We start from the raw sequence: 13,435 nt of genomic DNA, 5'->3' as shown, positions 1-13,435 counted from the left end.
AATTATTAATTAACAGTACTCATACATCATAACACACTTTCATATAATATACAACATTTATTTTTTATATAAAATAAATGTTGTATATTTGAAGAAATCCTGCTACTTGTTTGCTTTTTCAACCTTATAACTTTTACCTTTTATAGTCGTAGTTTTAAGCGCATCTAAAACTAAGCTTCCTTTGCCATCTAAAATATCAACATAGGTTACATAATCAAGCACATCGATAATCCCGATATTTTCAGCACTTATTCCCTTAATACTTGTGATAGCGCCTACAATATCTCCAGCTCTTATCTTCTTTTTCTTCCCAGCTCCAATGTATATCTTGGTTATTTGCTTGTCAAGATTTGCGCTTTTTTCTGTCTTAATTTTAGGTTGCTTATTATTCTTTTCTTCGAAAGCCTTTTTAGCTCTTTCTATTTCTTCCTTATAAGGTTCTTCTCCTATTGGTATGCTAAGGCCTATATATTCTTCGATTTCGCTGAGAATTTTATATTCAGAAGGTGCTGCAAGAGTTATTGCCTTTCCTTTGTTTCCTGCTCTCCCTGTTCTGCCTATTCTATGTACATAGCTTTCCTTCTCTACTGGAACATCGTAATTAATAATAAGGCTTAAGCTTTCTACATCGATTCCTCTTGCTGCTACATCTGTTGCAACTAAAAATCTAAATTCTCCTCTTTTAAAGCTCTTCATAATATCTAGTCTATCTCTTTGCTCCATGCCTCCATGAAGTGACTCACAGGCATACCCTCTATCCTTTAGATTATAGGTCAGCTTATCAACATTATCCTTTGTGCTGCAAAATATAATACAGCTATCTGGATTTTCAACATACAAAAGCTTTTGAAGAACTGTCAGTTTCTTGTCCTGCTCAACTTCATACAGCACTTGATTAATTTTTTCAGAAGTAAGGCTTTCAGGAGTAATTTCAATTTTAATTGGATTATTCATATATCTTTGGCATAGGGCTTCTATCTTTTCCTCCAAAGTTGCAGAATAAAGCATAGTTATTCTCTCACCAGGCAAAAGCCTTATTATATCTTCAACCTGATCAATAAATCCCATATTCAGCATTTTATCAGCTTCATCTATGACTAGATACTTAATGCTTTGTACATTTAAATGGCCTCTCTGAATTAAATCAAAGGTTCTTCCAGGAGTACCTACTACAACATGTACCTTTTGCTTTAGGTCTCTTACCTGAACCTCAACAGGCTGTTTTCCAAAAACAGCAGTACACCTTATTCTTTTAAACCTTCCTATGTTCGTTATATCTTCCTTAACCTGCACACAAAGTTCTCTGGTAGGAGTAAGCACTAAAGCCTGAGGTTCCTTAGCATTCCATTCTACACTTTCGCATATGGGAATACCAAAAGCTGCAGTTTTGCCGCTTCCAGTTTGGGCTTTAGCTATTATATCGTGTTTTTCCAGTCCTAATGGAATAACTTCTTTCTGCACTTCAGTAGCTTGTTTAAATCCAAGCAATTTTAGCGCCTTAAGAATTTCATCGCTTAGTCCATAATTTTCAAAATTCATATTGTCCATTTACATCAACCTCGTAATTTAATCTATTTATATAATTGACTAAAACAAAATTTAAAATTCACAAAATAAAGGATAAGATAAATTCACCTTATCCTTCAAAATTATTAAAGCTTTAACTTGGCTAAAGCCTCAGCTAAGGCTGAGTTTAATGGTTCGTCATCGGATTTGTTTTGCTGCTTAAGATATTTTGACACATCTTTCTTTGATACTTTTCCACTATCTGCTTTTTTCCTCTCATTAAATGCAGACAGTTTTTCTCTGTAGCCGCAGCTGCATACAAATATCTGTGCTTCACCTTCTCCTCTAAGCTCAAGTTTTTTATGACATTCAGGACATCTTGCATTAGTTATCTTAGCAACTCCCTTTCTATAACCACACTCCCTGTCCTGGCAAACCAGCATCTTACCTTTCTTCCCATTTACTTCAAGCATATATTTTCCGCATTCTGGACATTTTGTTCTTGTCAAATTATCATGCTTGAATTTTTCCTCGCTGCTCTTTATTTCCTTAACAACCTCTTTGGAGTAGCCTCTCATTTCATTTAAAAACGTATTTTTATTTAATACTCCTTTTGCTATTGCGCCAAGCTTGGTTTCCCACTGAGCAGTAAGCTCTGGAGATTTTAATTCTTCTGGTACCAATTCTAAAAGTTGTTTTCCCTTAGAGGTAATAAAAATATCTTTCCCTTTCTTCTCTAAAAGGAAGCTATTGAAGAGCTTTTCTATAATATCTGCTCTTGTGGCAACAGTACCAAGTCCTCCTGTTTCACCAAGAGTCTTTATTAAATTTTTATCGTTGTTTTCCATGTATCTCGCAGGGTTTTCCATAGCAGATAGTAGTGTTCCCTCATTAAATGGGGCAGGAGGTTTAGTTTCTCCTTTTGTTTGCACCAATGCCTTAATTTTGAGCACATCATTCTTATTTACGTTAGGCAGCAGCTGTTCCTGCATATCTTCCTTTGAATCTTCCTCATCAAAGTTGTTCTCATATACTTCTTTCCAGCCTTGAGATACAACAACCTTTCCTTTAGCTATAAAAAATTCCTCACTTATTTTAACTTTAATAGTAGTTTGCTCGTATTCAAAGGGAGGATATAAAACAGCTAAAAATCTCTTTACTACCAAATCGTATATCTTTCTTTCCTTGTCGTTTAGAGAGCCCAAGGAAACAGACTGTTCGGTTGGTATGATTGCATGGTGGTCTGAAACCTTGCTGTTGTCTACAAAGGATTTACTGGCTTTGATTTGTTCTCTTAAAAGCTTTGCTGCCAGCCTTGAATAAGGTCCAACACTACAGGCTTTTATTCTGTCTTTTAGGGTGTCTACTATATCTGTTGAGATGAACCTTGAATCAGTTCTTGGATATGTAAGAACCTTATGCTGTTCATATAGCTTTTGCATTAGCGACAAAGTTTCTTTTGCAGAATATCCATAAATTCTATTTGCATCCCTTTGAAGTTCTGTCAAATCGTACAGCTGTGGTGAAAAATTCTTTTTATAATCCTTTTCAATCTCAACTACCTCTGCATTTTTGCCTTTTAATGAATTCAGTATATTATCGCACTTATCCTTATCAAAAGTTTTAATATCCTTTGTTTTGCTATCCTGCCAGGTAAACTTTAGGCCTTCTGCAGAAGCAGAAATACCATAAAAGGTTTTGGGTTTGAAATATTTAATCTCTTCCTCTCTCTTTGCTATAATGGCCAAGGTTGGCGTCTGAACCCTTCCGCAGGATAACTGGGCATTAAACTTGCAGGTTAAAGCTCTAGTAGCATTAATACCCACAAGCCAGTCAGCTTCTGCACGCGCCACAGCAGAAGCATATAGATTTTCATAGTCTTTACCATCCCTAAGCTTCATAAAGCCCTCTTTTATAGCTTTATCTGTAACTGAAGAAATCCACAATCTCTTTATTTTCTTTCTTATATTTGCTTTTTCTAGTATCCATCTAGCTACAAGTTCCCCCTCTCGCCCAGCGTCTGTAGCTACAACAATTTCCTCTACATCTTTTCTATTTAAAACTTCCCTTACAACATTGTACTGTCTAGAACTTTCCTTAATAATCACAAGTTTTAATCTCTCTGGAAGCATTGGAAGGTCTTCGAGCCTCCATGCCTTATATTTTTCATCATAGGCCTCTGGATCAGCTAGGGTAACTAAATGTCCCAGCGCCCAAGTAACTATATATTTCTCTCCCTCGAGATAACCATTACCTTGCTTTTTACAGTTTAAGACTCTTGCTATATCTCTGCCAACTGAAGGTTTTTCAGCTAGAACTACTATCTTTGTCATATAAACATTCCTTCTTTCTTTAAACATACAACTTATATTACCACAAATGGATTTATTATAGAATACTTATTCAAAGCTTTAAAAACCTGTAATATTCTGTTACAATAGTTGTGGACAAAATTTTGATAAGCGAGGAGTTTCAAATTGAATAAAGTAAACGGAATTATATATGCTCTATTATCATCTGCTGCTTTTGGTTTTATGCCAATCTTTGCTAAGCTTATGTATAATAGCGGAAGCAATACGCTTACAGTACTTAGCGTTAGATTCTTGCTAGCAGCCTTTATACTCATGATATATTTTCTTATAAAAAGAATAGATTTTAAAGTAAGCAAAACTCAGCTTATTCTTTTGTGCTTAATAGGGGTTGTTGGCTATACTTCTACTGGTTTAACTTTATTTTACTCTTATAATTATGTTTCTGTAGGACTTGCCACTACCATGCACTTTATCTATCCTGCTGTAGTTATAATCTTTAACTATTTTTTCTACAAAGAAGGCTTTACTAAAAATAAAATAACTGCCCTTCTTCTTTCACTGGCTGGAGTATATGTTCTAATAGGTGTAAAAACAGAACATATCCACCTTGGCGGCGCATTTATTGCATTGCTCTCTGGCTTCACCTACGCAGGCTGTGTTATGGGTATGAATCGCAGTGAAGTTAAGGGACTTCCTACTTTAGTAAGTGTCTTCTACTTTTCATTGTCTGCTGGTTTTTCTTTACTTATTTTCACAATTCTTAGCGGAAATTTATATCTTCCTGCTAATATTGTAACTATATCTTCAGGTATTGGAATTTCGCTTATTTCAACGATTGTTTCAATAGGTCTCTTTGTTAAGGCATTAAAGATAATTGGACCTGCTTCTACTTCAATACTGGGAACTTTTGAGCCAATCGTAAGCATAATTATGGGAGTGCTTTTATTTAATGAAAAGGTAACAGTAGCTCTCTTAATAGGCACATTATTAATATTGTCCTCAGTGTTTATACTGGCAAAAGAAAAACAAAGCACTTGATATTTAAATTATCAAGTGCTTTGTTTTTTATTCCTGACCTTTAATTATTCTCTTTATATTTTCCCTATGAGTTATTATTACTAATAATGCAGCTAAGAAGGTGCCAAATTTTATTATTAGGGGGTACTGCATCAAAAACACACCTACTGAGATTACTATAGCACTTGTTATAGACCTTCTAGAGGCTACTGGTGTAATAAGTCTAAGTCCAAAGAAGGCAATAAATCCAATTAAAGCCGGTATAGGGACAATTAAAACCAAAGCTCCAAAGGTTGTAGCAACACCTTTACCCTGACCATTTTTAATAAATGGCATAGTGTCATGCCCAAGTATAGCTGCAAGTGCTGTCAGCATATATACTAAATTTACATCTATAGATATATCTTTGTTGCTAAAAGTTATAACAGCAACTAATACGGGAATAAATCCTTTTAGCACATCTCCTACAGCTGTAGCGATATAAATTAAATATTTTTGTTCTTTAGTATCTGCCGCACGGCTAGCGTTGGTACCGCCAATGTTTCCACTTCCAATCTTTCTTAGGTCCTTTCCCGTAATAGCTTTCACAACCAGTAAAGCTGTAGGTATTGAACCTAACAAAAAAGCGCAAACAAAAATAAAAATAATCATGTAAATCATCTAAAGTTCTCCTACTAATCTTTCTTTTTTGAATCAAATATGTACAGCTTGCCATTGCTTGCTGTTATGAAGCCTTTTCCCTTGAAACCTCTTTTTCTGAGCATTTTCTTTATTTCATATAACGCACCTGCATGACTTACTATTAGAATATTGCTCTCAGGTCTATTTTCAGATATTATTTGTTCTATTATCTCAGTAAGTCTCTTGATGGTTTCTGCTCTTTTTTCAGGCTGTGAAGTATAATGTCTTATCCAAGCAAATCTAGCAAATATGGCCCAAAAATGATACGGCATTTTAAAATTTAAATTTAACCATGAAGCAGTAGGTATCTCTACTAGTTTGTCAGATATTATTATCTCCCCATGATAAATTGTCTTTGCAGTAGTCATTGCTCTTGGCAGGCTGCTGCAATAACATTTTTCCCAATAGCTGTCTACAACAAGTTCGTTTGGAATAACTCCTGCCCTGTCATAATTATAAACATGTTCATTATAGTCTTTTGCTGTCATAAATCTTTTCTTCTTCAAATCAACCTTAAAGTGTCTTACTAACCCAATTCTCATAACTCTCTACATCTCCTAGCAAAAATAAATATTGATTATTACATATTATATAGTTTGCTAATATGATAAGTCTATACTTCTTAAATAATACCATGAAAAATGCATGTGAAGTATAATTAAATCTTCACATGCTTATTTAATTTAATGTTTGTTACCCCAATATTTTTGTATAAACTCATCTCTACCAGACTTTTTTCTATCCTCTACATATTCTAATGGGCTTTTAATATAAAAATCCTGATGGTATTCTTCAGCTGGATAGAAGGCACCTGCTGAAAGTATTTCAGTTACTATTGGTTTTTCAAATCTTCCTGAACCCTCCAATTCTTTCTTAGAAGCTTCTGCTTTAAGTCTTTGATCTTCATTTTCATAAAAAATAGCTGCTCTATAGGAGTATCCTCTGTCTTGGAATTGACCTTCAGCATCTGTTGGGTCAATCTGTCTCCAAAATACCTCTAAAAGTTTTTCATAACTAATAATATTAGGGTCAAAAGCTATTTGTACTGCCTCATAGTGTCCTGTGGTCTGTGATTTTACTTGTTTATATGTAGGGTTCTCTATATGTCCTCCAGTATATCCGCTTCTAGTATCAAGTACACCTTCAAGCTTTTTAAAAGGTGATATCATGCACCAAAAACAACCTCCTGCAAATGTAGCTATTTCATACTTTTGTTCGCTATCTTGTTCCATGCTGTTCCTCCTCATTATGCTTATCTTAATCATTATATTTTATAGAATAGCAAATTTTTATTAGAATTCCAATAACAAAATAATTTTTTATATTTTTGCAATTCATGATTATTTTACTTTTGTATCTTACTTGATTCTTTATACTAAACATGTTATTATATAGTTCCTAGATAGATATAAATTGTTTCTGAAATATTCGTTAAGCTCTTATTTTGAACCTACATTATAACTTTGGGAGTCCGATAATCAGTTGAGGATATGTACTTTCTTGTGAGTCCCCTTTGCGGCATTGATTGCGATAGAGACAGCTATGAGGACACCCCCCTATCGAGAGATAGGTGTCAAAATTAGAGTACCGGTATTTCGGATTTTATATTTAAAAATAAAGTCAGGCATGAGTGATTGTGTCTGGCTTTTGTTTTGCAGTATAATAATATTGTTGAACTATTTTATATGGAATGGGATGGGTGATAACGATGAAGGTACTACTTATTAATGGAAGTCCACGAGCTAAAGGCTGTACATATACTGCCCTATGTGAGATTGCAAGAGAATTGGAGAAAGATAATATCGAAACTGAAATTTTTCATGTTGGAAGCAAACCTATCCGCGGCTGCATGGCATGCGGAGGCTGCTCAAAAAATGATTCCTCAAAATGTGTATTTGACGATGATACTGTAAACATTGCTTTAGAAAAAGCAAAAGAAGCTGATGGTTTTATCTTCGGCTCACCAGTTCATTATGCTGCTGCTTCTGGTCAGATAACTTCATTTTTAGATAGATTCTTCTACGCTGGAAGTGGCTTTCAGTATAAACCTGGTGCAGCAATAGTTAGCTGCCGCCGTGGTGGAGCAACAGCAGCTTTCGAACAGCTTAATAAATATTTTACTATTGCTAATATGCCAATAGTATCCTCTCAGTATTGGAATATGGTTCATGGAAATACTCCTGAAGAGGTGCAACAGGATTTAGAAGGAATGCAGATTATGAGAACCCTAGGTAAGAATATGTCATGGCTTCTAAAATGCATTGAAGCTGGTAAAAATGCAGGTGTACCCTTGCCTGAAAAAGAACCTAGATTAGTTACTAATTTTATAAGATAATATTAAAAGAAGGCAGTAATAAGATGTTTATGCTTCAATCTTATTACTGCCTTCTTTTGCTTATTGTTTAGAATATTGCCGTTTTTTAATAACATTGTTTGCAACGTACTTGTGAAAGAACCATTCTCCTGAGCCAATGACTGCTGCAGCAATCAATGCATCCACAAAGGATATTTCTCTAGTATTCCATAAGAAGTTAAACATATAAATTACAGCTAACGCAAGCCCTATATCAGCTATTGTAGCAGTTGTGTTGTTTGTTGGAGGCAATATTAAAAGATCTCCTATTATGTATGCCAAAATTGTTACAGCCAACGATATTATAAGTATATTGCTTAATGCTAAATTAGTCATCATACCCAATATTACCTCTAATACAAGAGTAACCATTATAAATTTTATAAGTAAATCAGAAATATGTTTCATATTTTTACCTCCATTTATTCGTTTAATAATACGTAAATTAGTTTTCCTATTATTATAATAAATATCCTTTTTCTTTGCATAAACTAAATGTACTCGTCCTACAATCATTATATTGATACACTTATCATAATAAACCTCTTCCACTCAATTTCCCAAGTAAAACAAAAAGCTCTAGATATTCATCTAGAGCTTAATTATTGGCAACTATCTACTCTTCCACTTAGTCTCCCAAGCAGTACCATCGACATCTCAGAGCTTAACTTGCGTGTTCGGTATGGGAACGAGTGTACCCTCTGCATCATCATCACCAATTATGTAGTTAGAAAGAACATTATTCTTTCAAAATTGCACAGATTAAAATATATTTGGTCAAGCCCTCGACCTATTAGTATCAGTCAGCTAAATATGTTACCACACTTACACCTCTGACCTATCAACCTTGTGTTCTTCAAGGGGTCTTACTAGCTTACGCTATGAGAAGTCTTATCTTGAGGTGGGCTTCACGCTTAGATGCTTTCAGCGTTTATCCCGTCCTAACATAGCTACCCAGCCGTGCCACTGGCGTGACAACTGGTGCACCAGAGGTTAGTCCATCCCGGTCCTCTCGTACTAAGGACAGCTCCTCTCAAACTTCTTGCGCCCGCGACGGATAGGGACCGAACTGTCTCACGACGTTCTGAACCCAGCTCGCGTGCCGCTTTAATGGGCGAACAGCCCAACCCTTGGGACCTACTTCAGCCCCAGGATGCGACGAGCCGACATCGAGGTGCCAAACCTCCCCGTCGATGTGGACTCTTGGGGGAGATCAGCCTGTTATCCCCGAGGTAGCTTTTATCCGTTGAGCGATGGCCCTCCCACGAGGAACCACCGGATCACTAAGTCCTACTTTCGTACCTGCTCCACTTGTAAGTGTCGCAGTCAGGCTCCCTTCTGCCTTTACACTCTTCGAGCGATTTCCAACCGCTCTGAGGGAACCTTTGAGCGCCTCCGTTACATTTTAGGAGGCGACCGCCCCAGTCAAACTGCCCACCTAACAATGTCCTGTGACCAGATTCATGGCCGCCAGTTAGAAACTCAGTACTGTCAGGGTGGTATCCCAAGGATGACTCCGCAGGGCCTAACGACCCTGTTTCCCAGTCTCCCACCTATCCTGTACAGACAATACCGAATCTCAATGCTAAGCTACAGTAAAGCTCTACGGGGTCTTTCCGTCCAATCGCGGGTAGCGAGCATCTTCACTCGCAATACAATTTCGCCGGATTCGTTGTTGAGACAGTTCCCAAGTCATTACGCCATTCGTGCGGGTCAGAACTTACCTGACAAGGAATTTCGCTACCTTAGGACCGTTATAGTTACGGCCGCCGTTTACTGGGGCTTAAGTTCATGGCTTCGCCTTACGGCTAACCAATCCCCTTAACCTTCCAGCACCGGGCAGGCGTCAGCCCCTATACATCAGCTTTCGCTTTAGCAGAGACCTGTGTTTTTGCTAAACAGTTGCTTGGGACTATTCTCTGCGGCCACATTGCTGTGGCACCCCTTCTCCCGAAGTTACGGGGTCAATTTGCCGAGTTCCTTAACAACGATTCTTCCGCTGGTCTTAGGATTCTCTCCTCACCTACCTGTGTCGGTTTGCGGTACGGGCACCAATTACCTCGATAGAAGCTTTTCTTGACAGTGTGGAATCAGATACTTCGCTACTTAAATTTCGCTCCCCATCGCACCTCAGCTAATCCAGGCGGATTTGCCTACCTGAATACCTAAATGCTTAGACAGACTAATCCAACAGTCTGCACATCCTATCCTTCTGTGTCACTCCATCTCTAATAACGCCATTGGTGGTATCGGAATATCAACCGATTGTCCATCACCTACGCCTTTCGGCCTCGGCTTAGGTCCCGACTAACCCTGAGCGGACGAGCCTTCCTCAGGAAACCTTAGGTTTTCGACCAATGAGATTCTCACTCATTTCTCGCTACTTATGCCAGCATACTCACTCCTGTACAGTCCACCACTCCTTACGGTATGACTTCTGCCCATACAGGAAGCTCCTCTACCACGTACCTTACGGTACATTCATAGCTTCGGTGGTAAGTTTTAGCCCCGGACATCTTCGGCGCAGGATCTCTCGACTAGTGAGCTATTACGCACTCTTTAAATGAGTGGCTGCTTCTAAGCCAACATCCTAGTTGTCTTAGAAATCCCACATCCTTTTCCACTTAACTTACACTTTGGGACCTTAGCTGATGATCTGGGCTGTTTCCCTTTTGACTACGGATCTTATCACTCGCAGTCTGACTGCCGGGATAAAAGTATATGGCATTCGGAGTTTGATAGGGTTCGGTAATCTAAAAGACCCCTAGCCCATTCAGTGCTCTACCTCCATTACTCAATTACCCGACGCTAGCCCTAAAGCTATTTCGAGGAGAACCAGCTATCTCCGAGTTCGATTGGAATTTCTCCGCTATCCACAGCTCATCCCATGGTTTTTCAACACCAACGTGGTTCGGTCCTCCACGGAATTTTACTTCCGCTTCAACCTGTCCATGGATAGGTCACCCGGTTTCGGGTCTACGACATGCAACTATTTGCCCTATTCAGACTCGGTTTCCCTTCGGCTCCATACCTTAAGTATTTAACCTCGCTACACATCGTAACTCGCTGGCTCGTTCTACAAAAAGCACGCCGTCAGGCTTTAATGCCCTTCGACTGTTTGTAAGCACACGGTTTCAGGTTCTATTTCACTCCCCTCCCGGGGTTCTTTTCACCTTTCCCTCACGGTACTTCTTCACTATCGGTCACTAGGTAGTATTTAGCCTTGGGAGGTGGTCCTCCCTGCTTCCCACAAGGTTTCACGTGTCTCGTGGTACTCTGGATCAGTTCTAAAAGCTTCCACTTTCACTTACGTGGCTATTACACTTTATAGCGGAGCTTTCCAGCTCTCTTCAGTTAGTTCCTGCTTCCATTTATGAACTGTCCGCAACCCCAGCAATAAATTGCTGGTTTGGGCTCTTTCCCTTTCGCTCGCCGCTACTTAGGAAATCGATTTTTCTTTCTCTTCCTTCAGGTACTTAGATGTTTCAGTTCCCTGAGTTACCTTCCTGCACCTATGTATTCAATGCAGGATCCACAGTTTTAACTGTGGGGGTTGCCCCATTCGGAAATCTCCGGATCACAGGCTATTTGCGCCTACCCGAAGCTTATCGCAGCTTATCGCGTCCTTCATCGGCTCCTAGTGCCAAGGCATTCACCATGCGCTCTTCGTAGCTTGACCAATCTAAAATGCTTTACTAAATCTTATGTTGTATCAAGTAATGTTCGGATGTTTTTACCGAACTTTACGCAGATATAATATTAGATTTTGTTGCACTTTTAGAACATGCTTAAATCTATCACTAAACTTAAGACTTTTATTTATGAAGTAATTAAAACGCGAGTAATCATTACTTCATTTGCGAAATTGTATACCCTTTAATTACATATAGTAGTTAGTTTGAGTATAACAATTTGTTATTGTTTAATCTGTGCAATTTTCAAAGAACAATTGAGATTTACCTACAGTCTTTCGACCATTGGTCTCTCAAAATTAAACAGAGATTTAAGGATTTCCAGCTACCAGTTGTTCATTGAACAATCTGGATTTCTCCATAGAAAGGAGGTGATCCAGCCGCAGGTTCTCCTACGGCTACCTTGTTACGACTTCACCCCAATCGCTACCCCCACCTTCGGCCGCTGCCTCCATACGGTTAGCTCACGGACTTCGGGTGTTGGCAACTCTCATGGTGTGACGGGCGGTGTGTACAAGGCCCGGGAACGTATTCACCGCGACATTCTGATTCGCGATTACTAGCAACTCCGGCTTCATGCAGGCGAGTTGCAGCCTGCAATCCGAACTGGGATCGGTTTTATAAGTTTTGCTCCACCTCGCGGTATTGCGTCTCATTGTACCGACCATTGTAGCACGTGTGTAGCCCTAGACATAAGGGGCATGATGATTTGACGTCATCCCCACCTTCCTCCGCGTTAACCGCGGCAGTCTCGCTAGAGTGCTCAACTTAATGGTAGCAACTAACGACAAGGGTTGCGCTCGTTGCGGGACTTAACCCAACATCTCACGACACGAGCTGACGACAACCATGCACCACCTGTCTTCCTGCCCCGAAGGGCTTCCCGCATTACCGGTAATTCAGGAGATGTCAAGTCTAGGTAAGGTTCTTCGCGTTGCTTCGAATTAAACCACATGCTCCGCTGCTTGTGCGGGCCCCCGTCAATTCCTTTGAGTTTTAATCTTGCGATCGTACTCCCCAGGCGGAATACTTATTGTGTTAACTGCGGCACGGAGGTCATGATAACCCCCACACCTAGTATTCATCGTTTACGGCGTGGACTACCAGGGTATCTAATCCTGTTTGCTCCCCACGCTTTCATGCCTCAGCGTCAGTTACGGTCCAGAAAGTCGCCTTCGCCACTGGTGTTCTTCCTAATCTCTACGCATTTCACCGCTACACTAGGAATTCCACTTTCCTCTCCCGCACTCTAGATACCCAGTTTCAAATGCAGTTCCCAAGTTAAGCTCGGGATTTTCACATCTGACTTAAGCATCCGCCTACGCATCCTTTACGCCCAGTAAATCCGGACAACGCTTGCCACCTACGTATTACCGCGGCTGCTGGCACGTAGTTAGCCGTGGCTTCCTCCTCTGGTACCGTCATTATCGTCCCAGAAGACAGAGCTTTACAACCCGAAGGCCTTCTTCACTCACGCGGCGTTGCTGCATCAGGCTTTCGCCCATTGTGCAATATTCCCCACTGCTGCCTCCCGTAGGAGTCTGGACCGTGTCTCAGTTCCAATGTGGCCGTTCACCCTCTCAGGCCGGCTACGCATCGTCGCCTTGGTGAGCCGTTACCTCACCAACTAGCTAATGCGCCGCGGGTCCATCTTGTAGCGGATTGCTCCTTTGATACATTCTTCATGCGAAGCATGTATGTTATGCGGTATTAATCTTCCTTTCGGAAGGCTATCCCCCTCTACAAGGCAGGTTACCCACGTGTTACTCACCCGTCCGCCGCTGGGAACCGAAGTTCCCCGCTCGACTTGCATGTGTTAGGCACGCCGCCAGCGTTCGTCCTGAGCCAGGATCAAACTCTCAATTTAAAAGTTT

At 39.8% G+C, this 13,435-nt stretch carries 8 protein-coding genes, 3 rRNA genes and 1 other RNA gene; 3 read left to right on the top strand and 9 right to left on the bottom strand.

All coding sequences use genetic code 11. From position 1 onward, the window contains the following. Positions 1–102: 102 nt before the first annotated feature. Positions 103–1,548 (bottom strand): DEAD/DEAH box helicase, encoded by a 1,446-nt coding sequence (locus NBE98_RS07660; protein ID WP_250814359.1) that lies wholly within the window; start codon positions 1,546–1,548, stop codon positions 103–105. A 104-nt stretch (positions 1,549–1,652) separates the two neighbouring features. Continuing rightward, positions 1,653–3,839 (bottom strand): DNA topoisomerase III, encoded by a 2,187-nt coding sequence (locus tag NBE98_RS07655; protein ID WP_250814358.1) that lies wholly within the window; start codon positions 3,837–3,839, stop codon positions 1,653–1,655. A gap of 144 nt (positions 3,840–3,983) precedes the next feature. On the opposite strand from NBE98_RS07655, the gene NBE98_RS07650 reads away from it, so the two are divergent. Then, positions 3,984–4,856 carry a DMT family transporter gene (locus NBE98_RS07650; RefSeq protein ID WP_250814357.1) on the top strand — a complete coding sequence of 291 codons (873 nt, stop codon included), beginning with the start codon at positions 3,984–3,986 and terminating at the stop codon, positions 4,854–4,856. A gap of 27 nt (positions 4,857–4,883) precedes the next feature. Here NBE98_RS07650 and NBE98_RS07645 read toward each other — a convergent pair whose 3' ends face one another. The 3 genes from NBE98_RS07645 to msrA form a co-directional block, all read right to left on the bottom strand. Next, the gene (locus NBE98_RS07645) at positions 4,884–5,495 is read right to left on the bottom strand and encodes a glycerol-3-phosphate acyltransferase (RefSeq protein ID WP_250814356.1); all 612 of its coding nucleotides are present in this window, start codon (positions 5,493–5,495) and stop codon (positions 4,884–4,886) included. A gap of 14 nt (positions 5,496–5,509) precedes the next feature. Beyond that, positions 5,510–6,058, bottom strand: coding sequence for a histidine phosphatase family protein (locus NBE98_RS07640; protein WP_250814355.1), 549 nt, complete (start codon positions 6,056–6,058; stop codon positions 5,510–5,512). A gap of 141 nt (positions 6,059–6,199) precedes the next feature. Next, complete coding sequence (gene msrA / locus NBE98_RS07635) at positions 6,200–6,748, bottom strand: peptide-methionine (S)-S-oxide reductase MsrA (protein ID WP_250814354.1); 549 nt, start codon at positions 6,746–6,748, stop codon at positions 6,200–6,202. A gap of 181 nt (positions 6,749–6,929) precedes the next feature. Between msrA and ssrS the strand changes: the two genes are divergently transcribed. Together ssrS and NBE98_RS07625 are read left to right on the top strand one after the other, a co-directional pair. Beyond that, positions 6,930–7,122: non-coding RNA, 6S RNA (ssrS, locus tag NBE98_RS07630), on the top strand. 102 nt (positions 7,123–7,224) lie between these two features. Next, positions 7,225–7,851, top strand: a complete 627-nt coding sequence (locus NBE98_RS07625) for a flavodoxin family protein (RefSeq protein WP_250814353.1) — start codon at positions 7,225–7,227, stop codon at positions 7,849–7,851. A gap of 60 nt (positions 7,852–7,911) precedes the next feature. On the opposite strand, the gene NBE98_RS07620 is transcribed toward NBE98_RS07625, so the two are convergent. The 4 genes from NBE98_RS07620 to NBE98_RS07605 form a co-directional block, all read right to left on the bottom strand. Further along, positions 7,912–8,277: a DUF2512 family protein gene (locus NBE98_RS07620; protein WP_250814352.1), complete on the bottom strand. Its 366-nt coding sequence runs from the start codon at positions 8,275–8,277 to the stop codon at positions 7,912–7,914. A gap of 195 nt (positions 8,278–8,472) precedes the next feature. Then, positions 8,473–8,589, bottom strand: a 5S ribosomal RNA gene (gene rrf, locus NBE98_RS07615). 53 nt (positions 8,590–8,642) lie between these two features. Further along, positions 8,643–11,548: ribosomal RNA gene (locus tag NBE98_RS07610) — 23S ribosomal RNA — on the bottom strand. Between the two features lie 377 nt (positions 11,549–11,925). Continuing rightward, positions 11,926–13,428: ribosomal RNA gene (locus NBE98_RS07605) — 16S ribosomal RNA — on the bottom strand. The 16S, 23S and 5S rRNA genes sit together here, the layout of an rRNA operon. Positions 13,429–13,435: the final 7 nt, after the last annotated feature.

Source organism: Clostridium swellfunianum (assembly GCF_023656515.1).
In the GTDB taxonomy this organism is placed as follows: domain Bacteria; phylum Bacillota; class Clostridia; order Clostridiales; family Clostridiaceae; genus Clostridium_AT; species Clostridium_AT swellfunianum.
The sequence above is the reverse complement of the archived record's forward strand: the minus strand, read 5'-3'. Positions and strand labels throughout refer to the sequence as shown.

Bases quoted from the DNA above. Each gene is read 5' to 3' on its own strand.
- NBE98_RS07660 (WP_250814359.1), bottom strand. From the start codon at position 1,548: ATGGACAATATGAATTTTGAAAATTATGGACTAAGCGATGAAATTCTT.
- NBE98_RS07655 (WP_250814358.1), bottom strand. From the start codon at position 3,839: ATGACAAAGATAGTAGTTCTAGCTGAAAAACCTTCAGTTGGCAGAGAT.
- NBE98_RS07645 (WP_250814356.1), bottom strand. From the start codon at position 5,495: ATGATTTACATGATTATTTTTATTTTTGTTTGCGCTTTTTTGTTAGGT.
- NBE98_RS07640 (WP_250814355.1), bottom strand. From the start codon at position 6,058: ATGAGAATTGGGTTAGTAAGACACTTTAAGGTTGATTTGAAGAAGAAA.
- msrA (WP_250814354.1), bottom strand. From the start codon at position 6,748: ATGGAACAAGATAGCGAACAAAAGTATGAAATAGCTACATTTGCAGGA.
- NBE98_RS07625 (WP_250814353.1), top strand. From the start codon at position 7,225: ATGAAGGTACTACTTATTAATGGAAGTCCACGAGCTAAAGGCTGTACA.
- NBE98_RS07620 (WP_250814352.1), bottom strand. From the start codon at position 8,277: ATGAAACATATTTCTGATTTACTTATAAAATTTATAATGGTTACTCTT.